Genomic DNA, 24,205 nt, shown 5'->3' with positions numbered 1-24,205 from the left:
CGCGTCATCTGCGTGCCATTTCAATACTATAAAACGGAAGTTTCCGTTTTTTAAGGTCTTTGAATTTGAAGTCCGTATCTTTGCAAGCTAAATTTTACGTTTTTTGAATTAATAATTCACAATTCATAATTCACAATTATAAAAATGTCCAGAGATACAATACTAAAAGAGCGATGGGAAAAGCTCGTCGATATACTATCTAATCAGTTTTCGCAAGGCGAAGATTTAGATTTAGATGCCATAATTTACCTAATTGGAGTTCAGGAACTTGGAAAAGTACACCGTGAATTCAAAAAAGATGAAAAATTAAATCTGATGCACATCGCTATTTGTCGATTATTAGAACCTTACGGGTTTTATGAATTCGACTTTTTTGATGCCGAAGGATGGCCACATTACAAAGTAAAAGAAGAATTGCCAGCGTTGAAAGCAGGAGAACAATCGGTTTTGATGAAAGAAGCAATTGTGAATTACTTTTTAGAAAGAGAACTTATTGATTAGTGATCAGTTTACAGTATTTAGTGTTCAGAGCTGTGAACTTAGACTGAACACTAAAACCTGAACACTAAAAACTAAAAAAATGTGTAGATATGCAATGGTCGCTTATAAGCCACATTACGCTTGTTTTAATTGTCGGAAAACATTTAAAAGAAGACTTATAAACGATATAAAAAGAGGAAGTCAATCTGTCCAGGAAGCAAAATGTCCGGAATGTGAAGGTTTAATGGCAAATATGGGACTTGATTTTGAATCGCCAAAAAAGGATGATTTAAAAAAATGGGAACATCTGAAAAGTTTATATTCCGTTGGAATTACTTTTCATTCTTGCGGTTGCAGCGGTCCGGGTTATATTCCTAATTCTAAAGAAAAGCTAGTTGAATATTTTGAGGATTTAAAAACAAACTATCTTAAAAATATTGATTTTTGGAGAGCCAGAATAGAACCAACAACCAAAGTGGAGCATGATAAAGACAGTCAAAGAAACTGGGGGAAATTAAATACGATTTCGGCAAACTTTAAAAAAGAGATTGTTAAGAATCAGGAAGGAATAGATTTTTGGCTCAAAAAAGTACAGGAAATAGAAAGCAAAATAAGTCTGATAAAATAGTTGTGAAGGAATATCACAGCTTGCAAAGGAAACTTTAAATTTTAGACTTTAAACTTGAAACAAATTATGTAAATTTGTATTCTCAATTATTGAAGGAAAATGATAGATAAGATAAAACAACATATAGAGGAAGCTAAAGCCTTTAATGATAAAAACAAAGAATCCTTAGAACAATTCCGTATTAAATATTTAGGTAGCAAGGGTTTGTTGAAAGAACTTTTTACAGAGTTCAAAAACATTCCGAACGACCAGAAAAAAGATTTTGGACAAGTAATTAATACTTTAAAAACAGTTGCCGAAGAAAAAGTTAGACTTATTCAGGAAGAACTGGAAAGTAAAGAAGAGATTAAAGGAGTTTTTGGTGATTTAACTCGTTCTGCAGAACCGGTAATTATTGGTTCTCGTCATCCGATTTCGATCGTTAAAAATCAAATTATAGATATTTTTGCCAACATTGGTTTCAACGTTTCCGAAGGTCCGGAAATCGAAGACGATTGGCATAATTTTACTGCATTGAACTTACCGGAATATCATCCGGCGCGTGATATGCAGGATACATTTTTCATTCAGACAAATCCTGATGTGTTGTTGCGTACACATACATCATCAGTTCAGGTGCGTTACATGGAAAATCACAAACCGCCAATTCGTACTATTTCTCCGGGACGTGTATTTCGTAACGAAGCAATTTCGTCACGTTCGCACTGTATTTTCCATCAAGTGGAAGGATTGTACATTGACAAAGACGTTTCGTTTGCAGATTTGAAACAAACATTACTTTATTTTACAAAAGAAATGTTCGGAAAATCTAAGATTCGTTTGCGTCCATCATACTTTCCGTTTACAGAACCAAGTGCCGAAATTGATATTTATTGGGGTTTAAAAACCGAAACTGATTACCGTATCACAAAAGGAACTGGTTGGTTAGAAATTGGTGGTTGCGGAATGGTTGATCCAAACGTTCTTAAAAACTGCGACATCAATCCTGACGAATACAACGGTTTTGCCTTTGGAATGGGAGTAGAGCGTATCGCGATGTTGTTGTACCAAATTGGTGATATTCGTATGTTTTACGAAAATGACGTTCGTTTCTTAGAGCAATTTAAAGCAAATATTTAATTTTAAGTCAAAAGTCATAAAGTCGAAAGTCTCAAAGTATGGGACTTTCGACTTTTGACTTTATAACTTTTGACACATATGAAAAAAGATATAACAATCCCCGAAGTTGAAAACGTATTTCTTGCAGCCGTGCAGGAATGGAGCGACGATTTTATGGAAAAAGTGTGGTACGCTTATCTTGTAAACGATAGCGACTTTAATTTAGACAGCGTTATGGTAGTTTCAAAAGCTTTTGGAACTATTGATGGCGAAATGAAAAAAACATCAGTTTTACGTCATGCATTTGTTGAAGTTCCGGCAGTTTCGGTAGTAAAAATCGAAATGGTCGAAAAGAGTTTGTTGGCTTTGAACAATGAATTCATGGTGACTTTCTTCATTGGAAATACTTTATACGACAAGAAATTCATTTTCAAATCAAACCTAATCAACGAAAACGATACTGAAGAAGTGCCGATTCTTTTTGTAGAGGGAATTATGGTAAAATAAGTACGAGGTAATATTTTAAATGGAAAAAAGATTCCTTTTTATAAAGAAAAACCCTGAAATTATTACAACAATAGTTGGACTAATAATTTTTCTTGCTTTAGGTTTCTTCTATAATAATGTAGAGGGAATGTTAATAGTCTTTCTAGGCGTTGTTGTTTTAGGAATAATAATAGGAATTATACCTTTTTTAATAAAAATCGTTCAACTGATTTATTACTTATTATTTAATTTTTTAGTATCAAGGTTCAAAAAAAAGAGTCAAGACGAAATTTAATTAGTCTTGACTCTTTTTTTATTCTCAAAGTATAGAAATCTATTTTCTTTATTCTTGGTTCTATTTTCTAAAAAAAATCTTTAATCAAGCGACTCAGTTAGTTTCTTAAATACAGATTTCGCGTCTTTTCCTTCGTATAATACAGCATAAACGGCATCTATAATAGGAGTTTTTGCTCCGTAACCCTGATTTAGTTTATAAGCACTTTTAGTAGCGTAATAACCTTCGGCAACCATGCTCATTTCCATCATTGCACTTTTTACCGTGTAGCCTTTTCCAATCATGTTTCCGAACATTCTGTTTCTCGAGAATACGGAATATCCTGTAACTAATAAATCGCCCAAATAAGCTGAATCATTAATGTTACGTTTCATTTTGTGGACTTTTCTAATGAATTTCTTCATTTCGCGGATTCCGTTACTCATCATTACTGATTGAAAGTTATCTCCATAACCTAAACCGTGAGCAATTCCGGCTGCGATTGCGTAAATGTTTTTAAGCATTGCAGCATATTCAGTACCAATAATATCATCTGAAATTTTGGCTTTGATATAGTTTCCGGAAAGTGATTTGGCAACAACTCTGGCTTTATCAGGATCGCCACAAGCAATTGTTAAGTAAGAAAGTCTTTCAAGCGCTACTTCTTCAGCGTGACATGGACCTGTAATTACACCAATATTATAATATGGAATATCGTATTGAATGTGAAAATGTTCTCCAACAATTAAACTCGTTTCAGGTACAATTCCTTTAATAGCCGAAAATATAATCTTATCTGCCAATGAAACAGTCATGTTTTTTAATTCGGCATCAAGAAAAGCAGACGGAATAGCAAAGATTACATAATCTGCATATTCAATCGCTTCGTTTATATTATTGGTCAATTTAAGTTTGTTAGTGTCGAATTCGACTGAACTTAAATAGTTTGGATTGTGTTTGTATTTCTGAATGTGCTCGATTGCAGCGTCGTTACGCATGTACCACGCAATTTCGGAGAGATTAACGCATAACATTTTTGCAATTGCCGTTGCCCAGCTTCCTCCTCCAATTACTGCAAATTTTAAATTTTCACTCATTATTTTAATAATTTAAAACAAAAGTACTTAATAATGTAGTAATAATACAAAATCTCATTTAAGAAATTTACAAAACCCCTTTAATTATGATGGTTTTCAAGGTGTTTTAAAATAATAAAAAAATAATTTACTATTTATACAATAATATTTATACTATTACGTTGTAACTGATTATAAATTAGAATTTTAAATGAGTTTAATAAGAATTGAGTTAGTTAGTTTTGTTTTAGTATTTTAAAAAGGCGTTCCTAAATAACTTAAGAACGCCTTTTTTGATTTTAATATTTTAGTAACTGTTTACGGTCGCAGTTTTCAGTTTTTAACTGAGACTAAATACCGAGACTATGAACTAGTAGCTCATTTCAACAATTGATTTTACTTTGTCTAAAGTTACCAATTGGTTTTCGCCAAGACCTTTCCAGCCTCTTTCGTCGAAACGTTTCACGATAAAATCGGCAGTTTCAGAATAATCATCTGTGTATTGCGAAAGTTTAGTATCCATTCCCATAGTATGGAAAAATTCTACTGTTTTGTTGATTGCTTCTTTTGCAACTTCATCATCAGAACCTGTCAAGTTGAAAATTCTTCTTCCGTATTGTGCCAGTTTTCCTTTTTTAGTTTCAAACATCACATTATACAAACTTGGTCCTATAATCGCCAAAGTTCTCGCGTGATCGATTCCGTATAAAGCCGTTAATTCATGACCAATCATGTGCGTTGCCCAATCAGATGGAACACCTTTTTGAATTAATCCGTTTAAAGCCATTGTACAACTCCACATAAAATTAGAAGCCAAAGCATAATCTGTTGGATTTTCAACCACGCTTGGACCAACTTCAATTAAAGTTTGTAAAATTCCCTCAGCAATTCTATCTTGTAAATAACCTTCATGAGGATATGTTAAATATTGTTCCATTACGTGTGTGTACGCATCAACAACACCATTTTGCAATTGTCTTTTTGGTAAAGACGCAATTACAGTTGGATCACAAATAGAGAATTTTGGGAATAATGCGCTTCCGCCAAAAGCAAGTTTTTCCTGAGTAGCTTTAATCGTAACTACAGAACCCGAATTCATTTCACTTCCTGTTGCAGGCAAAGTTAAAACAGTTCCAAAAGGCACCGCATTTTCTTTAATCAACATACGTTTTTGTAAAATATCAATCGGATTTCCGTCAAAGTTTACTGCTGCCGAAATAAATTTCACACCATCAATAACAGATCCGCCACCAACAGCAAGAATGAAATCAATTTTTTCCGCCTTGATAACTTCAACCGCTTTCATCAACGTTTCAAAATGCGGATTTGGTTCAATTCCACCAAATTCTACAATATCAAAACCTTTTAAGTTGTTGATTACTTGTTCGTGTACTCCATTTTTAAAAATACTTCCACCGCCATATGCCAATAAAATTTTAGCATCTTTTGGTACTAAAGTCGAAAGTTTTTCAATTTGTCCTTTTCCGAAGATTAAATTCGTCGGATTGTATAATTCAAAGTTTAACATTTTTCTTAGAGTTTCTAAGTTCCTAAGACGCTAAGGTTCTGAGTTTTTTTTAAGATATTTATAATCTTAGAACTTTAGCAACTTAGTACCTTTATTATTTATTCAATTTTTCTAATAATTTCCCTGCTACTAATTTAGAAGAAGCTGGGTTTTGACCTGTAATCAAAAGTCCGTCTTCAACAGCATATGGCTGCCAGTTTGCAATTTTAGAAAATTTAGCGCCATTTTGAGTTAAAGCATCTTCCAATAAAAACGGAACAACTTTAGTTAATCCTACAGCTTCTTCTTCTTCATTTGTAAATCCGGTTACTTTTTTGCCTTTCACCAAAAATTCACCATTAACTTTTACATTTTTTAGAACTGCCGGAGCATGACAAACAAAAGCTACCGGTTTTTTGTGCGTGTAGAAAGATTCGATCAAAGCAATTGAACTTTTATCTTCGACTAAATCCCAAAGTGGTCCGTGACCTCCAGGATAGAAAACTGCATCATAATCTTTTTGATTAATAGTCGAAAGTTTATGTGTGTTTTTTAATTTTTCCTGTAAAACTTTATCAGCATCAAAACGTTTTGTGTCTTCAGTTGCCGATGCAGGATCTACACTTTTTGGATCAATTGGCGGTTGACCTCCAAGTGGCGACGCAATTGTAATTTCGATTCCTTTATCTAATAATTCATAATATGGTGCAGCAAATTCTTCTGACCAAAATCCTGTTTTCTCGCCTGTATTGCCCAGTTTATCGTTACTGGTAACAACAAATAATACTTTTTTCATACCTTTTTTAGTTGATTTTTGAGCTGTAGCTGATGTGCTAAAAGCTGCGAATGCTATAATCGTAAGTAATGCTATTTTCTTCATAAGTTTAAATTTTTGTCAAATTTACGGCTAAAGTGATATTTGTAAAAATAAAATAAACTATGTTTGTTATAAATATATTTATGTCATGGTAAATCTCGAATGGTACAGAACATTTAAAGCGGTTTATAAAAACGGAAATTTTTCTGTTGCCGCAAAAGAGTTATTTATGAGTCAACCTGCTGTAAGTCAGCAAATATCCATGTTGGAGGCTCATGTTGGAAATAAATTATTTAATCGAAAGTCAAAAGGCGTAGAACCAACCGAATACGCTAAGTTACTCAATAATTTGATTATTGATGCACTTGATCGACTGGAGAATGTTGAGAATACTTTTCGGGCGAAAGCCGAAGATGCAAACCGGTTAATATCGGTTGGTATTTCTAAAGATCTTTTTAATTGTGTTGGTAATTTGTTGATTGCTAAATTTGATTTGATCGATTTTACCTTTGCAGACAACGATGCGCTTTTTGCACTTGTTGATGCTAAAAAACTTGATTTCGCCATCACAACAAAAAGATTTGATACGTTTGATACGATTTACGAAATCGTCGGAAAAATTAAACTGATAATGGTTGCGCCAGTAAGTTTGGATGCAACAGATTTCCGTCAGAAATTAAAAGCCGACAATTATACTGAAATAGAATTGTGGCTGAATGAGCAAAAGTGGTACAGTCATGACGCCAGAATTCCGCATATAAAATTATTCTGGTTGCATGCTTTTAATAAAAAACGTCCGGCGATGGTTCCTAATTATATTATTCCGTCAGAATCTGAAATGCTTAGAATGTTGGTCGATAATGAAGGTGTTGCGATAACCTGGAATTGTAATGCAAGAAAATATATTAAAGAGAACAGATTACAACTATTGTGGAATAGTTTTCACGTACCTGAAGAATTTGTGTATTTATTGAGCGCTAAAAACAATAATTTGAACTCGTTTTTTGATATTATTTCTAAAGAATTAAAGTTGTTTTTTGGCAATAGATTGTAGTTTAAATTTATAATTAGCGATAAAACACCGTTTAAAAATAGTAGAATTTTCTTCCATTTTGTTTTGACTTTACCTTTTAAAAGAATATTTTTGAGAGATAAACCACTAAAAATGTATGATTATGAAAAAGATTACAACAGTTTTAATTCTGGTAACAGTGTTTTTTATGAATAATTCTTGTAGTAAACACGATGATGAAGCGATAGTAGATTGTTTTGGAGATTCAATTTTGACAGAATTAAAACATTCAGCAGATGGAACTAATTCTAAGATAATCAATTATCATATACAATATAGCGGAAGTAATACTGTAACTTCTGTAAAATGGACTTTTGGCGACGGAACTCCGGCTCAAACTGTAAATAGTGCGACGGGAACGGTAGCTCATACATACGCGGCTGCAGGAACATATGAAGTTAAAGCCGATGTAAATATTACTAAAGGAGGAGGAAGTTGTACTGTAAGCCCAAAGAAAAGTGTTACTGTGAATTAAAAAGATAAAAAATAAGGATTTTTGAGAGAGTCAATTTTATAATTTATTACTTGGTGATAGATTATAAAATTGGCTCTTCTTCGTTATATTTGTTTGATATGATTTAGGACTATGGAAAATTTTCAAAATATTAGAATTGCTGTTGACGCCATTGTTTTTGGATATAAAAACAACAATTTGTACGTACTTTTAATTGAACAGCAATTTGGTTCAGCCGAAAAATATTGGGCTTTACCAGGCGGTTTAGTGAAACAAGATGAATCTCTGACCGATGCCGTTATTAGAGAATTGCATGAAGAAACCAATGTAAAGTTGACTTTTATGGAACAGCTTTACACGTTTGGAGATGATATTTATAGAGATTCCAGAAACCGTGTAATTTCGGTTGCGTATTATGCTTTGGTCGATGCTTCAAATTTGGAAATAAAAGCGGATACTGATGCCGAAAAAGTACAATGGTTTAAAATTGATGAAATTCCACCTTTAGCATTCGATCATAATTTAATACTTGAAAAAGGAATCTCGAGATTGAAATCTAAACTTACTTACGAACCTATCGGATTTGATTTACTTCCGGATGAATTTCTTTTTTCGGATCTTGAAAATCTCTATTGTACAATTTTAGAAAAAGAAATTGACCGACGAAACTTCAGAAAAAAAATCCTCAGTTATGGGTTTTTAGAAGAAACAGATCATTTTTCTCCAATAAAAAGCGGTCGTCCTGCAAAACTTTTTAAGTTTAATAAATTGAAATATAATCAGTTAATTGAAAAAGGCTTTCACTTCGAAATAAAGTTTGCGTAATTTTTACACAAAATAAATTGTTTATTAAAAAGAATATTCTACATTTGCGTATAATTAACGCAAACTATAAAAACTATGATACTTAACCTAGACCCAAAATTCACTCCTATAACTAATCAGGAAGAAATCAAATTTCAAAGTTTTACATTTTCTGGAGGAGAACCTCACATTAAAATTAATCCTGATTTTGATCACAATCAAAAAGTAACAATCACACACCGATTAAATTCATTCAACGATTTAGGATTGTTGTGTATTACGGTAGATGCTTTGCGCAGAATGGATGTTAAAGTAATTGATCTTTTTATCCCTTATTTTCCGGCAGCAAGACAAGATCGTGTGATGATCAAAGGCGAATCTCTTTCTGTAAAAGTGTATGCTGATATTATCAATGCGCTTCAATTGAATAAAGTTTTTGTTTTTGATGCACATTCTGAGGTTACTCCGGCTTTGGTAAACAATTGCGAGGTGATTCCGAATCATACTTTTATTGCAGATGTTTTAAAAGTCGTTGGCGAAAACCTAAAATTAATTTCTCCGGATGGTGGCGCTTTGAAAAAAATCTACAAAGTTTCTGAGTTTTTAGGCGGAGTAGATGTTGTAGAATGTAGTAAAAGTCGTGATGTAAAAACCGGAAGATTATCTGGATTTAAAGTTTATGAAGATGATTTAAACGGAATCGATTGTTTAATCGTTGATGATATTTGTGATGGTGGAGGAACTTTCGTTGGCTTAGCCGAAGAATTAAAAAAGAAAAATGCCGGAAAATTGTATTTGGCAGTAAGCCACGGAATTTTCAATAAAGGTTTTGAAGTTTTGAATTGTTTTGATAAAATATTTACAACTAATTCAGTAAAAGATTTCGAAGGTGAAAATGTCGAGGTTCTAAAATTGAAATTATGAGTAAAAATTATAGAGTAGAAATAGCAAATAACACTTTAGAAATCATAAAAAATGGTTTTTATAAGTATAATGAAAAGAAGATTGCTATAGAAAAGGAATTAGAAGAATCCTTAAATAATACGTTTACAATTGCACCAAATGATTGGAATGCAATTTTAGATATTCCAATTGAAAATAAATTTGAAACAGAGATTATTGCGAAAAATTGTTCTACAATTGAAGCAATTTTTCAAGAGAAGAATGGCAAAATTGGTGTTTTGAATTTCGCTTCTGCAAAAAATCCGGGTGGTGGATTTTTAGGTGGCGCTTCTGCTCAAGAAGAAAGTTTGGCCAGATCTTCAAATCTTTATGCAACGCAAATCAAAGACAAAGCAATGTATGATTTTAATAAAAATCAGTCTTCGTTTTTATATTCAGATTACATGATTTATAGTCCGAATGTTTTGTTTTGGAATGATGATAATGGGGATTATTTTGAAAAACCATTAGTTGTAGATATAATTACAGCACCGGCACCAAACAAAGGCGCGATGTTGCAACATAATAGAAAGGAAGAAATTGCTGAAACAGAAGAGGTCTTTAGAAAAAGAATGGACAAAGTATTGGCAATTGCTTCAAAGCAAAAAGTTGATACGCTGATTTTGGGAGCTTGGGGATGTGGTGTTTTTAGAAATGAGCCAAATGATGTAGCAAGTTTATTCAAAGAAATTATTTCGGAAAAATATGCGGGAGCTTTTAAAAAAATAGTTTTTGCTGTGTTGAGCAGTTCTGAAAAAAAATCAAGTTTTAAGTATTTTGAAAGTGCTTTTAGAGAACAAACTATTTAGATGAAATCAGTTGACAAGGAAAATGATATTTTGGAATTGTGAGATGGATTAGAATCTTAATTTAAAAATTAGAAAAATGAAATATAACATAGATAATATAGCTCCGGAAAGTAAGTTTTTGCTTTTCTGGGGACATCAACCAAATAAAGACGGAAGTATTTCTAAAACCTGTTTCAGTCAATGGTGGTTAAGTTCTTTTGAAGTTGATAAAGTGACTTATAAAACTGCAGAACACTGGATGATGGCCAAGAAAGCCGAATTGTTTAAAGATGATGAAGTTTTGAAGAAAATCCTTTTGGCTAAATCTCCTGCCGAAGCCAAAAAATTAGGAAGAGAAGTGAAGAATTATAATGAAACTCTTTGGTTAGCCGCGAGATTTGAAATTGTGAAAGAAGGTAATTTTCATAAATTCAGTCAGAATCCAGAGCTAAAAACCTTTCTACTAAATACAAACGACAGAGTTATTGTAGAAGCAAGTCCAGTTGATGCAATTTGGGGAATTGGTATGGCAAGTGATCATTCGGATGTTTTGAATCCGAAGAAATGGAAAGGCTTGAATTTGTTAGGTTTTGCCTTGATGGAAGTTAGGGATGAATTGGAATAATTGAATTATGGAAACCAAAATAAAATCAGGTTTGTTTGGATTAGCGGTTGGAGATGCTTTGGGTGTTCCGGTTGAGTTCTATTCAAGATCTGAGTTAAAAGAAAATCCTGTTTCTGAAATGATAGGTTTTGGAACACATCACCAACCAGCAGGAACATGGAGCGATGATAGTTCACTTGCTTTTTGTTTAGCCGAAAGTTTGTGTAAAGGCTTTGATTTATTTGATATTGCCAGAAATTTTGTGAAATGGTATAATGCAGAATTATGGACGCCACACGGACAAGTTTTTGATATTGGAATTGCGACCAGACATGCAATTCATAATATTGGGAAAGGATATGAACCGGAATTATGTGGTGGTTTTTATGAAGAAGATAACGGAAATGGTTCTTTGATGAGAATTTTACCTTTAGCTTTTTATCTGCAAAATGAAAGAGATATTGAGGTTATTTACAAAAAAGTAAAGGAAGTATCGTCTATTACTCACGCACATTTTCGTTCCGTATTTGCTTGTTTTATATATGTCGTTTATTGCTTAGAAATTTTAAATGGAAATGATAAGGTAGAAGCATATACAAGAATGCAAAAGATTGTTTCTGATTTTTTAAGCGATAAGAAATTTAATCCAATAGAAATTCAATTGTTTGATAGAGTTTTGCTTCATGATATTTCGACTTATCCAGAAATTAATATTCACTCATCAGGATATGTACTTGATAGTTTACAAGCTAGTTTTTGGTGTTTTTTGAATAGTAATTCTTATGAAGAAACTGTTTTGAAAGCAGTAAACTTAGGTGAAGATACAGATACAACTGCAGCAATTGCTGGAGGTTTATCCGGTATTTATTACGGAATTGAAAATATTCCTGAAAAGTGGATTTCGGTATTAGCAAGAAAAAATGATATTGATGATTTGTGCAAACGATTGTCTTTAGAATTGAAAAATTAAAAATTCTAAATACATTTTTTTTGTTCCATAGGAACATTTCATCGGTAGAACTAATAGTAAGGAGTTTTGTTTACGTTCCGTAGGAACGTTTGATAAAAATAGATAAATGAAAGATATTAAATATATAAAAGGTGATGCGACATCTCCTCAAGCATCAGAAAATAAGTTAATCGTTCACGTTTGCAATGACATTGGAGGTTGGGGAAAAGGATTTGTAATAGCTATTTCTAAAAGATGGAAAAAACCAGAAAATCAATATAGAGAATGGTTTAAATCAAAGGATGATTTTGAATTGGGGAAAGTTCAATTCGTTCAGGTTGAAGAAGATCTTTGGGTAGCAAATTTAATTGGCCAACACAAAATTAACAAGGACGAGAATGGAAATGCGCCAATTAGATATGATGCTATTGAAGAAGGTTTAAAACAAGTTGCTCTTTTTGCGCAAGATAACAAAGCGACTATTCATATGCCTAGAATTGGTTGTGGTTTAGCAGGCGGAAAGTGGGAGATGGTAGAACCTATTATTTTGGAAACACTTTCTAATAATGATGTTGAAGTAACCGTTTATGATTTTTAGAAAGAATAAAAATCAAACTGTTTAGTTAAAAATAAAAATAACACAATGAAGATATTGTGTACAAAATATAATGAAAATAGAATTAAAAAAATATGATGAGCAAATAACAGAATGGCCAAAATCAGGCTATCACATTATGGCTCAATATGACGAGGAAGAAATAATAGTTTATCAATCTTATAGAAAAGAAATCGGCGAATTTGCGGCGAATAATCAGTTTTTTGGAGGAGAATTTAGTCTTAGCAGAATGACTTGGATTAAACCTAATTTTCTTTGGATGATGTATCGAAACGGATGGGGAACTAAAGAAGGACAAGAAGTTGTTTTGGCAATTCATCTTAAAATTTCAGCATTCAATAAGTATTTACAAAATGCAGTTTATTCCACTTATGATGATTCACTTGGAATGAGTCGGGAAGAATGGCAAAATGAGGTCAAAACATCTTCTGTAAGATTGCAATGGGATCCTGATCATGATCCTTACGGAAATAAGCTTGAAAGAAGAGCTATTCAGATTGGCTTAAGAGATGATTTTGTAAAAACTTTTGTCAAAGAAGATATAATATTAATTGAAAATATTACAGATTTTGTAAAAGAGCAATACTATTTTGTGCAGAATCAACAATTGGAAAATTTGTTAGTTCCCGTTGAAAAACCTTTTCTTTTTAAAGATGAAGAATTGAATAAGAAATTACAAATCTCTGGAAATCATGAATGAGAAAATAGCAAAGAGCGTAAGCAAATTTCTAAGTCTGGTTTTAAGACATTCACCAGAAACCATCGGATTAAAATTAGACGAAAATGGTTGGGCTGATGTTGAAGAACTAATTGAAAAATGCAATAATAGAGGAAGTCAAAATCAAATGACTGTAGAACTTTTAGATTACGTTGTAGAAAATAATGATAAAAAACGTTTTGCTTTTAATGAAGATAAAACGAAAATAAGAGCAAGTCAGGGACATTCAATTTCGGTAGAATTAAACCTGAATGAAGCAGAACCTTCGGAATTTTTATATCACGGAACGGTTGCAAAATTTTTAGAAGACATTAAAAAAGAAGGTTTACAAAAAATGAGTCGTCAACATGTTCATCTTTCGAAAGATCGTGAAACTGCGATTAAAGTAGGAGGAAGAAGGGGAGTTCCTCAAATTCTAACCGTAAGAAGTGGCGATATGTATAGAGACGGATTTAAGTTTTATTTATCCGAAAATAATGTGTGGTTGACAGACGAAGTTCCTTCAAAATACATTGAGTTTAAATCTTAAACAGAATTACCACATTCAAATTAACAACCAAAAACAATAATTATGATACTAGAAGCAGCAATAGGCGATGCATATGGTGCAGGTTTTGAATTTCGAGATTTAGATTTTATTATTCAAAATAACGATTTGACTCAATATCATAAACACGGACTTTATACGGAGATTTATAAAAGATATACAGACGATACTCAAATGGCAATTGCAATTTCGGAATTGTTATTAGAAGATGATAATTGGAACGAGATTAAAGTTGGAGATAAGTTTGTCGAAGTTTTTCACAGAGATAAAAGAAGAGGATATTCAGATCGGGTTTACAATGCTTTGGACGCAAGTAAAAATGGAGCTGATTTTATCAAAATAATAGATAATGGCAGTAACGGAAACGGTTCTGCAATGCGAGCGTATTCTATAGGATATTTAAAAGATATTAATCAGTTAATGGAGTTTTGCGAAATTCAGGCAAAAACTTCTCATCATACAATCGAAGGAATTAGTTGTGCGAAACGTATTGCTTTGGCGGTTCATTATTTTAAATATAATTTAGGTGATGGAACAACTTTGATTCCGTTTTTGAATGAAACTTTGAAGGAAAACGAAACCTATAAGATTACTTCGCCAATAGATATGCACGGATATCCAACGACGCAATCTGTTATTAAAATTGTTTCGGAAGCGAATTCTATGAGCGATTGTTTAAAAACAAGTATAGATTATGGCGGAGATACTGATACTGTCGCTGCTTTGTGTATGGCAATTTTAAGTCATAAACAAAATTGTGATAAAACGTTGCCTACTTTCTTATACGAAGGTTTAGAGAATGATAAATTCGGGAAAGATTTTCTGATAAAATTAGATACAGCTCTAGATAATAAGTTTAATTAATTCAAATGTATAATTATGCTAAACATTATTAATGATACACTGGAAATTTATACGATCGACAATTTTCTTACTGTTGATGAATGTAATGAATTAATAGAGAAAAGTGAGCAAATTGGTTTTGAAGAAGCTGGAGTAAATATTGACGGAGCACAGAAAATGATGAAAATGGTGCGTAATAACGAACGTATCATGTATCAGGATAATGAATATGCATCTTTCTTTTGGCAAAAACTGAAGCCTTATGTTAAGTCTGAAGTGGCAAACACTACAGCCACGGGATTAAATGAAATGTTCAGGTTTTACAAGTATAATCCAGGTCAGCGTTTTAAAATGCACCGCGATGGAAGCTATAAACGAAGTGAGTCGGAATTTAGTTATTATACATTTCTCATTTATTTGAATGAAATATATGAGGGCGGAGAAACAAAATTTGCTTCGGGTGAAATTATTACGCCTAAAACAGGAACTGCGCTTATTTTTGAACATAGTCAGCGTCATGAAGGAACGGCTCTGATTTCGGGGATAAAGTATGTTTTAAGAAGTGATATTATGTATAAACTTAAAGATTAGATTTAATTGATGAACGAACTTTAGTTATTGGAGATATTCACGGAGGTTTGCAAGCTTTAGTTCAATTGTTGGAGAGAGTTGAGGAATTGATCGAAAAATACATTCAATTTTAATTCAAAAAATATGCTGCATATAAAATTAGTTTACTTAGAGGATGAACTTGGCAATTCATGGAGAAATGATTTTTCAGAATGTGAGAATGTCAGTATAATAAAAGGAGATATTACAAAAATAAAATCTGACGCAGTTGTAAGTCCGGCAAATTCATTTGGATTCATGGACGGCGGATTAGATTGGCATTTGTCAGAAAGATTTGGATGGCATTTGCAGGATGAACTACAAGCAAAAATTGCTCAACTTGATGAAAGAGAACTGTTAATTGGAAGGTCAATCACATTAGAAACAGGAGATAATGAAGTTCCTTTTTTAATTTCAGCTCCAACTATGCGAGTTCCGATGAGCTTTAATATTGCAACTTCAGTAAATGCTTTTTTAGCTATGAAAGCAATTTTGATAGCTTGTATAAATAATCCTAAAATAGAAACAGTCACAATTCCGGGTTTATGTACCGGATGCGGAAGAATGCCTTTTCATATTGCTTCTAATCAAATGTTTTTGGCTTATGATGAAATTATAAATAGAAATTATAAAGAATATGAAACTTTCGGCGATACCCAAAAGTACCAATATAGACTAAACGAAAAAGGACTAATCTGGGATTATTAAATAACAAAAACACTACTTCATTTATAAATAAATATAATGAGAACATTAGTTATTGGAGATATTCACGGAGGTTTGCAAGCTTTAGTTCAATTGTTGGAGAGAGTTGAGATGACAGAAACTGACAGACTTATTTTTCTTGGCGATTATGTCGATGGTTGGAGCGAATCAGCTCAAGTTGTTGATTTTCTTATCGAATTATCTCAAAGACAAGATTGCATTTTTATAAGAGGAAATCATGATGTTTGGTGTCACGAATGGCTGATGAATGATGTAATAAATGATATTTGGTTTTTGCATGGAGGAAAATCAACTATCGAAAGTTATCAGAATATTGATCAGTTGTCTAAAGAAAAGCATCTTGAGTTTTTTGACAATATGAAAGATTATTTTGTAGATGAGGATAATAATTTGTTTATTCACGCAGGTTTTTCGTCTATGCATGGTCCGGAAAAAGAACATTACAAAACAAATTATTCCTGGGACAGAACACTTTGGGAAATGGCTTTGACGATGGACAAGAGAATCCAGAAAGATTCACTTTCATATCCTAAAAGATTATTGCTTTATAATGAGATTTATATTGGTCATACGCCAACACTTCATTATAATATTGATATTCCAATGCAAGGTTGTAATATTTGGAATATTGATACCGGAGCAGGTTTTTGCGGAAAATTAAGTTGTATTGATGTTGAAACAAAAGCATTTTGGCAAAGTGAAATAGTGCAATCCTTTTATCCAAAAGAAAAAGGCAGAAACAAATAGAAGTATGAAAAGAGTTTATAAAGCACCAGAAACAATTCCTTTGCAAAATGATTTCAAAACAATTTTTCTTGCTGGTTCTATCGAAATGGATAAAGCTGTAAACTGGCAGAAAAAATGTGAAGAATTGCTACAAAACGATTATATTATTTTTAACCCAAGAAGAAATGAATGGGATAGCAGTTGGTCACAAACGATAGAAAATAGCGATTTCAAGGAGCAAGTAAATTGGGAACTTGGCGCATTAGAAAATGCAGATATTGTTATTATGTATTTTGCCGGAGATACAATGTCGCCAATATCTTTGCTTGAGTTTGGACTTTATGCACAATCGAATAAAATGAAAGTCGTTGTTGAAGAAAATTTTTGGCGCAAAGGCAATATTGATATTGTATGTGAAAGATATGCAATAGAACAGTTTAAAACATTGGAAGAGTTAATACAAAATTTACTTAAATAACAAAATATGAACCCATTATTATTAACCGACGGTTACAAAGTTGACCACAGAAGACAATATCCAGACAAAACCACATTAGTATATTCTAACTGGACACCAAGAAAATCAAGAATTGAAGGTCTTGATGAAGTAGTGTTTTTTGGATTGCAATATTTCATCAAAAAATACATTATTCATGATTTTGATGCTGATTTCTTCAAACAACCAAAAGAAGAAGTGGTTAAAAAATACGCAAGAAGAATCAATAATTATTTAGGCGAAAATCAAGTCGGTACAAAACATATCGAAGATCTTCATGATTTAGGATATATTCCGATGGTTTTTAAAGCTTTGCCAGAAGGCGCGAGTGTACCTTTGAGAGTGCCAATGTTTACGATGTACAATACGCTTCCGGAATTTTTCTGGTTGACGAATTATTTCGAAACATTACTTTCTGCGGTGATTTGGTTGCCTTGTAATTCGGCTACAATTGCGAGAGAATATAGAAAAGTATTAGACAAATATGCTGATGAAACTTCATCTGTTCCAGAATTTGTAGATTGGCAGGCGCACGATTTCTCAATGAGAGGAATGGGCGGAATCGAAGCAGCGATAACTTCTGCAGCGGGACATTTGTTGAGTTTTACAGGTTCTGATACAATTCCTGTAATTGATTTCTTCGAAGATTATTACAATGCAAATTCTGATACTGAATTAATCGCAGGTTCTGTTGCAGCAACTGAGCATTCTGTAATGTGTATGGGAACTACTGAAGGTGAATGTGAAACTTTCAAAAGATTAGTTACGGAGGTTTATCCAAAAGGAATTGTTTCTATCGTTTCTGATACTTGGGATTTATGGAAAGTTTTAACTGATTATTTGCCACGTCTAAAAGAAGATATTGTTGCCAGAGAAGGTAAAGTCGTGATTCGTCCTGATAGTGGAGATCCGGTTGATATTATCTGCGGAAATCCAAACGGAAAAACAGAAGAAGAGAAAAAAGGTGTAATTGAGCTTCTTTGGGATGTTTTTGGAGGTGCAACTAACGCAAAAGGATATAAAGAGCTTATACCTCAAATTGGAGCTATTTACGGCGATAGTATTACTGTTGCGAGATCTATCCAAATTTGCGAAAGATTAAAAGCAAAAGGTTTTGCATCTACAAATGTTGTTCTTGGAATTGGATCTTTTACGTATCAATATAACACAAGAGATACTTTTGGATTTGCTATGAAAGCTACTTATGGAGAAGTTGATGGCGAAGGAAGAGCTATTTTTAAAGATCCAATTACAGACGACGGAACTAAAAAATCTGCTAAAGGATTAATGAAAATTGATTTAGTTGATGGAATATATCATTTAACCGATAATGTTTCTTGGGAAGAAGAAAAACAAGGTGAATTGAAGGAGGTTTTTAGAGATGGAAAACTTTTAGCAAATCAATCTTTAAGTGATATTAGATCTCGAGTTAAAAGTGATATTAATGTTGAAGCATAATTAAAATGAAAGCCTGAATTGTAAAATTCAGGCTTTTTTTATTCTGTTTTATATTCCGTAGGAATATCTCATTGGTAAAAATAATAAGAGCATTTTGGGTTGTGTCCTGTAGGGACACCTGTTTTTATGGTGAAATATCTGGACCATTAATCAAACGTTCCTATGGAACGTATAATCGTAATTCAAATTTAATTCTACCGAGCAGACATTCCTATGGAATGATGTTTTTTGAAAATAAAAAACCTCCAGTAAAAACTGAAGGCTATTGAAAATATGAGTTTACTTCTTATAAAAGTGATATCAGATCTCGAGTTAAAAGCGATATTAATGTTGAAGCATAATTATAAAAAAAAGCCTGAATTGTAAAATTCAGGCTTTTTTTATTCTGTTTTTATTCCGTAGGAATCTCTCATTGGTAAAAAATAATAAGAGCATTTTGCGTTGTGTCCTGTAAGGACACCTGTCTTTATGGTGAAATATCTGGACCATTAATCAAACGTTCCTATGGAACGTATAATCGTAATTCAAATTTAATTCTACCGAGCAGACATTCCTATGGAATGATGTTTTTTGAAAATAAAAAACCTCCAGTTAAAACTGAAGGCAACTTAAATTTGTTAATCTTTGTCGAGCTTCTCGTGGAGATTTCTCCTTCGTCGAAATGACAAGATTGTATTTTTTTACTTCTTATAAAAATTATTATGATCAATATATTCCCAAACTTTTGGAGGTAAAAGTGGTTGGATATTTTTTCCTTCTTTAATACTATTTCGAATAAAAGTTGAAGAAATCTCTACAATTGGCGCATCAATAACATGAACTTTTGGATGCGATTTTAATTCGATATTTTCCTCTTCATCAGAAATCCTTGGGTACACATAAATATCATAATGATCCAGAAGCACTTCGTAGTTTTTCCATTTATGAAGCGTTTTCAAATTGTCTTCGCCCATAATTAATGAAAAGTCATGAGTTGGATATTTTTCATGTAAATGAACCAACGTATTTACGGTATAATTAGGCTGCGGTAATTTGAATTCAATATCCGAAGGTTTAATTTTTGGATAATCTTCTGTTGCCAGAAAAACCATTTCCAAACGTTGATGATCGTCTAATAAAGTGGCTTTCTTTTTAAGCGGATTATGTGGCGTAACGACCATCCAAATTTGATCTAAATCGGCAAACTCAGCCATATGATTGGCAATGATTAAGTGGCCAACATGAATGGGATTATAAGTTCCGAAATAAAGGCCTATCTTCATAAAAGAGTTTTTTTCATAATTCAAATCGTAATTATTACATTCAAATTAATCTATGGTATTTAAAAATAGCTTAGTAACGATTCTTTTTCGAAATTAAATTGTCAACTGAGAATTTACCACTTCCGGTAACCAAAAGAAGTACATAAAATAACAAATATAGAATTCCCATTTCTTTAACATCGATTGGATCAGCGCCATGAATAATAAATACAGCGACCAGCATTGTAATGATTAATGGTACAGTAGCTAATCTTGTGGCAAGACCAATAAAAATAAAGAAAGAACATATTACTTCTGCAAAAACTGCAAGAGCTAAAGACGCTGTATTTCCTACTCCAAGCGGATCAGGAAAATCAATTTTACCTCCGGCTAAAAGCATATTCAGTTTAGATAATCCGTGCGAAATCATCAATGTTGCAATTGCTATTCTAATGATAAGAATAATAATGCTCAGATAATTCTCGTTTCTTTTTATTTCAAATAAATTAATCATAATACAAATATTAATAGCGGTTTACATCAATGCTAACGGCTCTTATTGTAAAATAGTATTGGTTTATGAAGTTTCTAGTCTTTGTTTACAAAAGCTTTTACCAATTGATAGGCTTCTTCTTTTGCAGTATCCAAATCATAATTTTTGATGATCGTGTCAAATTGCGGAGCTGTAGCCAATTCAACAGAAGCTTTTGCGATACGCATATTTATTTTGTCATCAGTTTCTGTAGAGCGTTCTTTTAGTCGGCGTTTTAATTCGTCAACACTTGGAGGTTTTACAAAAACAGCCAAAGTCTGATCCGGGAATTTATGTTTAATACGCAATCCTCCGGCAACATCAATATCAAAAATCACGTTTTTGCCTAAAGCCCAAATGCGTTCAATTTCGGCTTTTAGAGTACCGTAAAAATTATCACGATAAACTTCTTCCCATTCCAGGAAATTCTCGGCTTTAATGTGTTTTTTGAATTCTTCTAACGAAATAAAATAATAATCTTTTCCGTGTTCTTCTTCTCCGCGTGGGTCGCGTGAAGCCGCTGAGATCGAAAATTCTAAGTTTAAATCTTCTTTCCCAAGTAAATGTCTTACTATAGTTGTTTTTCCCGATCCTGAAGGAGCTGAGAAAACAATTAATTTTCCTTTGTTCATTATGTATGCTTTAGGCTTTAAGCAATATGCTTTAAGCTTTTTATTCGTTTCGTTTTTCTGCTTATAGCCTACAGCTTAAAGCTTAATGCGTTTACAAAACATTTAATACCTGTTCCTTAATCTTTTCCAATTCATCTTTCATCATCACAACCAATTTTTGCATTTGAGCGTGATTTGATTTAGAACCCATTGTATTGATCTCGCGACCCATTTCCTGAGTTATAAAACCAAGTTTACGACCATTAGCTTCAGTACCTTTTATAGTTTCTAAGAAATAGTCTAAATGATTTGTCAAACGAACTTTTTCTTCGGTAATATCCAGTTTCTCTAAATAATAAATCAGTTCTTGTTCAAAACGATTTTCATCAACATTAACCTGTAATTCCGAAATAGCAGTTTGCAAACGATCTTTTATAGCCTGAACGCGTTCCGGATCAAGAGCCAAAGCGTCATTCATATATTGGCGGATATTCCCAATTCTTAAGTTGAATTCTTTTTCAAGAGATTCACCTTCGTCTTTTCTAAAAGTTAAGATATTTTGAAGCGCTTCTTCAATTATAACCTGAATTTGTTCCCAATCGTTTTCATCGATTTCCTCACGTTCCGTTTTTAGCGTATCAGGCATACGAACGGCCATTTTCATTAATTCAGTTTCATCGGCATCAGGATAAACTTCTTTAAGCTGCGCGATATAGTTTTTTACAACAGGAACATTTACTTTAGTTGAAGTTTGTTCAGAAGTACTTTCGATGTAAATTCCAAAATCAATTTTTCCTCTTTCAAGTTTCGTAGAGATTTGGGTTCTTAAACCTAATTCCATTTCGCGATAAAGCGACGGCATTCTTACGTTTAAATCTAAACCTTTACTATTTAAGGATTTTACTTCAACGGTAATTTTTTTTGTAGGCAATTGCAAAGAAGCTTTGCCAAACCCTGTCATAGATTGTATCATATAATTGAGTATAAAGGCGCAAAGATAAATAAAACTTTGCTGTGTTGCGCTGTAATTCGCTAATCTGTTTTATTCGGAACTACTTAAAGTTTTTTTGCCACGATTTTCACGAATTTACATTAATTTGAAACTTTTTAATTCGTGGCTAATTTTTTAGAATTAGAATTTTAATTTGGGCGTTCCCTTCGGTCGGGCTATTCGCTCCAATCTTTTTTTGAGCAGAAAAAGCTCAAAAAAAGGATTTCGACTTCTATCCCTAACGCAAACCCCGATTCCTTAGAACTTTACGGTATTATTTTTCCAAAGCTTTCTGAACCTGCAAAGTCACAGGTTGTGTATTACCAATGTAGATTTTTTCATCAATAATAAAAACCGGACGACTTATGAATGTATAATGCTCCAGAATGTATTTTTTATAATCGTCCTCCGTCAGAGATTTGTTTTTTAAATCCATTGATTTGTATAACTGAGCTTTCTTGCTAAACAAAGCCTCATAACTTCCGGCAAGCTTGTACATTTCGTCAAGTTCAGCTTCTGTAATTGGGTTTTGTTTAATATCATGAAAAACCAGGTTATTGTCTTTTGGAAGACTTTTGATGATTTTTCGGCACGTATCGCAAGAAGCTAAGTAGTATATTTTGTTCATGATTTTTAAATTTAAGAGACTACAAAGAAAATTCATTTAAAACTGAAAAATGCCTAATTTTAGAAAAAAAATAAAATTATGAATTCAGTTTTTGAAGTACAAAAAACCATTAGAGAAGTTTTATTGAAGGTTTTAGATAACCATTCATTAGAACAATTGAATAAAATTCCAGTGGGATTTAGTAATAATTTAATTTGGAACATTGCACATTGTGTCGCTTCACAACAGGTTTTAATCTACAAGTTGTCAGGTTTACCAATGTTGGTTTCAGAAGAATTTGTTGCCAAATACAGAAAAGGAACCAAACCGGAAGGTGACGTTTCACAAGCCGAAGTTGATGAAATCAGAGAATTACTTTCGTCTACATTAGATCAGGTTCAAAAAGATTTTGCTAATAATATCTTTGTTTCTTATACCGAATATCTAACAAGTATGGGTTTTACACTCAAAAATATTGACGGAGCTTTGAGCTTCAATAATTACCACGAAGGAATCCATACCGGAATTATAATGAGTATTAGAAAGTTCGTTTAAGATTAAAAAATAATAATAGATTAAAAAAAAACACCAGTTTTTAAGCTGGTGTTTTTTTGTCTGAAAAGTATTTTATCTAATGTTGATTTTGAGGATTTCGGCTGACTTTAGATTTGTAGAATTTCCATAAAACATCATAACATACTAATTCATGAATTCGATTATTAGAATAGTATAATCTGTTAAGAGACATATGCACAAAGCTTGAAATTAAATAAGTCACTTTGTTTTCAGGTGTTGATTCCTGTTTTGCAACTTTTAAAATTTCGTCTATATTCTGTTTTATTGCAGTATTTATAATAGCATTATTTGTATCTAATAATTGCTGATAGATTGATTCTTTATGTTTGTTGTAGACTTTTTCAATTTGTTTTTTATTGTCTTTGTTAATGTCAAACTCTTTGTAAAAGGAATCTCTAAGCCTTTCCATAAAACTTAATTTTTGAGAATCAGTTAATCCAAAATGAGTCAAATAAAAATCAATTAGTTTTAAACTAAATATAGGTTTAGATTCTGAAACAATATCGGTGTCTTCGCTTTTTGAAGTAGATAGAAAATTAATTATTTCGACACTATCATTAAAAAAAACTTCTTCCGCTAGTTCCATTGTATTTGAACCATAACGTTCAATTTCTCTATCGTAACAATCTATTTGTAGCAACCAAACAGATTTTGACTCTATATAGTCTTGTAATAGATTATTGAATTCATGTATTACGTGTCCAATGTTTTTTTTATCAGTAAGTTCAACTCGGAATCTGATATGATAATTCGGGTCTGTATATCTGATGAAAAACCATTTTTTAATATAATTTTCTCTGATAAGCTTTTCTGTAAAAGGCTTAATGATTTCAGTTAATAAAACATCAGATACTTTGTAGCCACAATATATCTTAAGGTACAGCCAATCGTCGCCAGGAAAAAAGCGACTTTTTATTTTTTCAACCATT

General features: G+C 32.4%; 31 protein-coding genes. 22 read left to right on the top strand and 9 right to left on the bottom strand.

The genetic code is table 11. The features are described 5' to 3' along the window. Positions 1-144: 144 nt before the first annotated feature. The 5 genes from WN975_RS18065 (at position 145) to WN975_RS18045 (ending at position 2,987) form a co-directional block, all read left to right on the top strand. Positions 145-501, top strand: coding sequence for a hypothetical protein (locus WN975_RS18065; RefSeq protein ID WP_337967705.1), 357 nt, complete (start codon positions 145-147; stop codon positions 499-501). 79 nt (positions 502-580) lie between these two features. After that, complete coding sequence (locus WN975_RS18060) at positions 581-1,108, top strand: hypothetical protein (protein ID WP_337967704.1); 528 nt, start codon at positions 581-583, stop codon at positions 1,106-1,108. 99 nt (positions 1,109-1,207) lie between these two features. Then, positions 1,208-2,227, top strand: a complete 1,020-nt coding sequence (pheS, locus tag WN975_RS18055; protein WP_099709884.1) for a phenylalanine--tRNA ligase subunit alpha — start codon at positions 1,208-1,210, stop codon at positions 2,225-2,227. A 78-nt stretch (positions 2,228-2,305) separates the two neighbouring features. Beyond that, the gene (locus tag WN975_RS18050; RefSeq protein WP_099709883.1) at positions 2,306-2,713 is read left to right on the top strand and encodes a hypothetical protein; all 408 of its coding nucleotides are present in this window, start codon (positions 2,306-2,308) and stop codon (positions 2,711-2,713) included. Between the two features lie 19 nt (positions 2,714-2,732). Further along, positions 2,733-2,987 carry a hypothetical protein gene (locus tag WN975_RS18045; RefSeq protein ID WP_337967703.1) on the top strand — a complete coding sequence of 85 codons (255 nt, stop codon included), beginning with the start codon at positions 2,733-2,735 and terminating at the stop codon, positions 2,985-2,987. 80 nt (positions 2,988-3,067) lie between these two features. Here WN975_RS18045 and WN975_RS18040 read toward each other — a convergent pair whose 3' ends face one another. From WN975_RS18040 to WN975_RS18030, 3 genes are all read right to left on the bottom strand, one after another. Continuing rightward, the gene (locus WN975_RS18040) at positions 3,068-4,063 is read right to left on the bottom strand and encodes an NAD(P)H-dependent glycerol-3-phosphate dehydrogenase (RefSeq protein ID WP_337967702.1); all 996 of its coding nucleotides are present in this window, start codon (positions 4,061-4,063) and stop codon (positions 3,068-3,070) included. A gap of 349 nt (positions 4,064-4,412) precedes the next feature. Further along, positions 4,413-5,570, bottom strand: coding sequence for an iron-containing alcohol dehydrogenase (locus WN975_RS18035; protein ID WP_337967701.1), 1,158 nt, complete (start codon positions 5,568-5,570; stop codon positions 4,413-4,415). A 94-nt stretch (positions 5,571-5,664) separates the two neighbouring features. Beyond that, a complete protein-coding gene (locus WN975_RS18030) occupies positions 5,665-6,429 on the bottom strand; it encodes a type 1 glutamine amidotransferase domain-containing protein (protein WP_337967700.1) in 765 nt (254 codons plus the stop codon). An 85-nt stretch (positions 6,430-6,514) separates the two neighbouring features. On the opposite strand from WN975_RS18030, the gene WN975_RS18025 reads away from it, so the two are divergent. The 16 genes from WN975_RS18025 (at position 6,515) to WN975_RS17950 (ending at position 18,718) form a co-directional block, all read left to right on the top strand. Next, the gene (locus WN975_RS18025) at positions 6,515-7,420 is read left to right on the top strand and encodes a LysR family transcriptional regulator (protein WP_099709880.1); all 906 of its coding nucleotides are present in this window, start codon (positions 6,515-6,517) and stop codon (positions 7,418-7,420) included. A gap of 121 nt (positions 7,421-7,541) precedes the next feature. After that, positions 7,542-7,913, top strand: a complete 372-nt coding sequence (locus WN975_RS18020) for a PKD domain-containing protein (RefSeq protein WP_337967699.1) — start codon at positions 7,542-7,544, stop codon at positions 7,911-7,913. 111 nt (positions 7,914-8,024) lie between these two features. Continuing rightward, positions 8,025-8,717, top strand: a complete 693-nt coding sequence (locus tag WN975_RS18015; RefSeq protein ID WP_337967698.1) for an NUDIX domain-containing protein — start codon at positions 8,025-8,027, stop codon at positions 8,715-8,717. 75 nt (positions 8,718-8,792) lie between these two features. Beyond that, a complete protein-coding gene (prs, locus tag WN975_RS18010; RefSeq protein ID WP_337967697.1) occupies positions 8,793-9,620 on the top strand; it encodes a ribose-phosphate diphosphokinase in 828 nt (275 codons plus the stop codon). Further along, positions 9,617-10,447, top strand: coding sequence for a TIGR02452 family protein (locus WN975_RS18005; RefSeq protein ID WP_337967696.1), 831 nt, complete (start codon positions 9,617-9,619; stop codon positions 10,445-10,447). Before prs ends, WN975_RS18005 begins: the two co-directional genes overlap by 4 nt. Positions 10,448-10,523: 76 nt before the next feature. Further along, on the top strand, positions 10,524-11,051 hold the full coding sequence (locus WN975_RS18000) for an NADAR family protein (RefSeq protein ID WP_337967695.1): 528 nt from the start codon (positions 10,524-10,526) through the stop codon (positions 11,049-11,051). A gap of 7 nt (positions 11,052-11,058) precedes the next feature. Further along, a complete protein-coding gene (locus tag WN975_RS17995; RefSeq protein ID WP_337967694.1) occupies positions 11,059-12,000 on the top strand; it encodes an ADP-ribosylglycohydrolase family protein in 942 nt (313 codons plus the stop codon). Positions 12,001-12,106: 106 nt separating this feature from the next. Then, positions 12,107-12,577 (top strand): macro domain-containing protein, encoded by a 471-nt coding sequence (locus tag WN975_RS17990; protein WP_337967693.1) that lies wholly within the window; start codon positions 12,107-12,109, stop codon positions 12,575-12,577. A 70-nt stretch (positions 12,578-12,647) separates the two neighbouring features. Continuing rightward, positions 12,648-13,295: a DUF4291 domain-containing protein gene (locus tag WN975_RS17985; RefSeq protein ID WP_337967692.1), complete on the top strand. Its 648-nt coding sequence runs from the start codon at positions 12,648-12,650 to the stop codon at positions 13,293-13,295. Continuing rightward, a complete protein-coding gene (locus tag WN975_RS17980) occupies positions 13,288-13,842 on the top strand; it encodes an RNA 2'-phosphotransferase (protein ID WP_337967691.1) in 555 nt (184 codons plus the stop codon). The genes WN975_RS17985 and WN975_RS17980 overlap by 8 nt, the downstream gene beginning before the upstream one ends. 42 nt (positions 13,843-13,884) lie before the next feature. Then, positions 13,885-14,724: an ADP-ribosylglycohydrolase family protein gene (locus WN975_RS17975; RefSeq protein ID WP_337967690.1), complete on the top strand. Its 840-nt coding sequence runs from the start codon at positions 13,885-13,887 to the stop codon at positions 14,722-14,724. Between the two features lie 15 nt (positions 14,725-14,739). Next, positions 14,740-15,294, top strand: coding sequence for a 2OG-Fe(II) oxygenase (locus WN975_RS17970; protein WP_337967689.1), 555 nt, complete (start codon positions 14,740-14,742; stop codon positions 15,292-15,294). Positions 15,295-15,417: 123 nt separating this feature from the next. Beyond that, positions 15,418-16,020: a macro domain-containing protein gene (locus WN975_RS17965; RefSeq protein WP_337967688.1), complete on the top strand. Its 603-nt coding sequence runs from the start codon at positions 15,418-15,420 to the stop codon at positions 16,018-16,020. 33 nt (positions 16,021-16,053) lie between these two features. Beyond that, entirely contained in the window at positions 16,054-16,785 is a 732-nt protein-coding gene (locus tag WN975_RS17960) for a metallophosphoesterase family protein (RefSeq protein WP_337969003.1), read from the top strand. A 4-nt stretch (positions 16,786-16,789) separates the two neighbouring features. Beyond that, positions 16,790-17,242 carry a nucleoside 2-deoxyribosyltransferase domain-containing protein gene (locus tag WN975_RS17955; RefSeq protein WP_337967687.1) on the top strand — a complete coding sequence of 151 codons (453 nt, stop codon included), beginning with the start codon at positions 16,790-16,792 and terminating at the stop codon, positions 17,240-17,242. A gap of 6 nt (positions 17,243-17,248) precedes the next feature. Further along, positions 17,249-18,718: a nicotinate phosphoribosyltransferase gene (locus tag WN975_RS17950; RefSeq protein WP_337967686.1), complete on the top strand. Its 1,470-nt coding sequence runs from the start codon at positions 17,249-17,251 to the stop codon at positions 18,716-18,718. A gap of 680 nt (positions 18,719-19,398) precedes the next feature. On the opposite strand, the gene nadD is transcribed toward WN975_RS17950, so the two are convergent. From nadD to WN975_RS17925, 5 genes are all read right to left on the bottom strand, one after another. Continuing rightward, positions 19,399-19,980, bottom strand: a complete 582-nt coding sequence (gene nadD / locus WN975_RS17945; protein WP_099709869.1) for a nicotinate (nicotinamide) nucleotide adenylyltransferase — start codon at positions 19,978-19,980, stop codon at positions 19,399-19,401. Between the two features lie 70 nt (positions 19,981-20,050). Continuing rightward, on the bottom strand, positions 20,051-20,473 hold the full coding sequence (locus WN975_RS17940) for a DoxX family protein (protein WP_337967685.1): 423 nt from the start codon (positions 20,471-20,473) through the stop codon (positions 20,051-20,053). A 74-nt stretch (positions 20,474-20,547) separates the two neighbouring features. After that, positions 20,548-21,123, bottom strand: coding sequence for a guanylate kinase (gene gmk / locus WN975_RS17935; protein WP_099709867.1), 576 nt, complete (start codon positions 21,121-21,123; stop codon positions 20,548-20,550). A 91-nt stretch (positions 21,124-21,214) separates the two neighbouring features. Further along, positions 21,215-22,075 (bottom strand): YicC/YloC family endoribonuclease, encoded by an 861-nt coding sequence (locus WN975_RS17930; protein WP_089352238.1) that lies wholly within the window; start codon positions 22,073-22,075, stop codon positions 21,215-21,217. Positions 22,076-22,367: 292 nt separating this feature from the next. After that, positions 22,368-22,721: an ArsC/Spx/MgsR family protein gene (locus WN975_RS17925; RefSeq protein ID WP_099709866.1), complete on the bottom strand. Its 354-nt coding sequence runs from the start codon at positions 22,719-22,721 to the stop codon at positions 22,368-22,370. A 78-nt stretch (positions 22,722-22,799) separates the two neighbouring features. Here WN975_RS17925 and WN975_RS17920 point away from each other — a divergent pair, with 78 nt between their 5' ends. Then, the gene (locus WN975_RS17920; protein WP_337967684.1) at positions 22,800-23,255 is read left to right on the top strand and encodes a DinB family protein; all 456 of its coding nucleotides are present in this window, start codon (positions 22,800-22,802) and stop codon (positions 23,253-23,255) included. A 76-nt stretch (positions 23,256-23,331) separates the two neighbouring features. On the opposite strand, the gene WN975_RS17915 is transcribed toward WN975_RS17920, so the two are convergent. Next, positions 23,332-24,204: a thiopeptide-type bacteriocin biosynthesis protein gene (locus WN975_RS17915; RefSeq protein ID WP_337967683.1), complete on the bottom strand. Its 873-nt coding sequence runs from the start codon at positions 24,202-24,204 to the stop codon at positions 23,332-23,334. Between the last annotated feature and the right edge of the window lies 1 nt (position 24,205).

Source organism: uncultured Flavobacterium sp., from assembly GCF_951805225.1.
Classification (GTDB): Bacteria; Bacteroidota; Bacteroidia; order Flavobacteriales; family Flavobacteriaceae; genus Flavobacterium.
The sequence above is the reverse complement of the archived record's forward strand: the minus strand, read 5'-3'. Positions and strand labels throughout refer to the sequence as shown.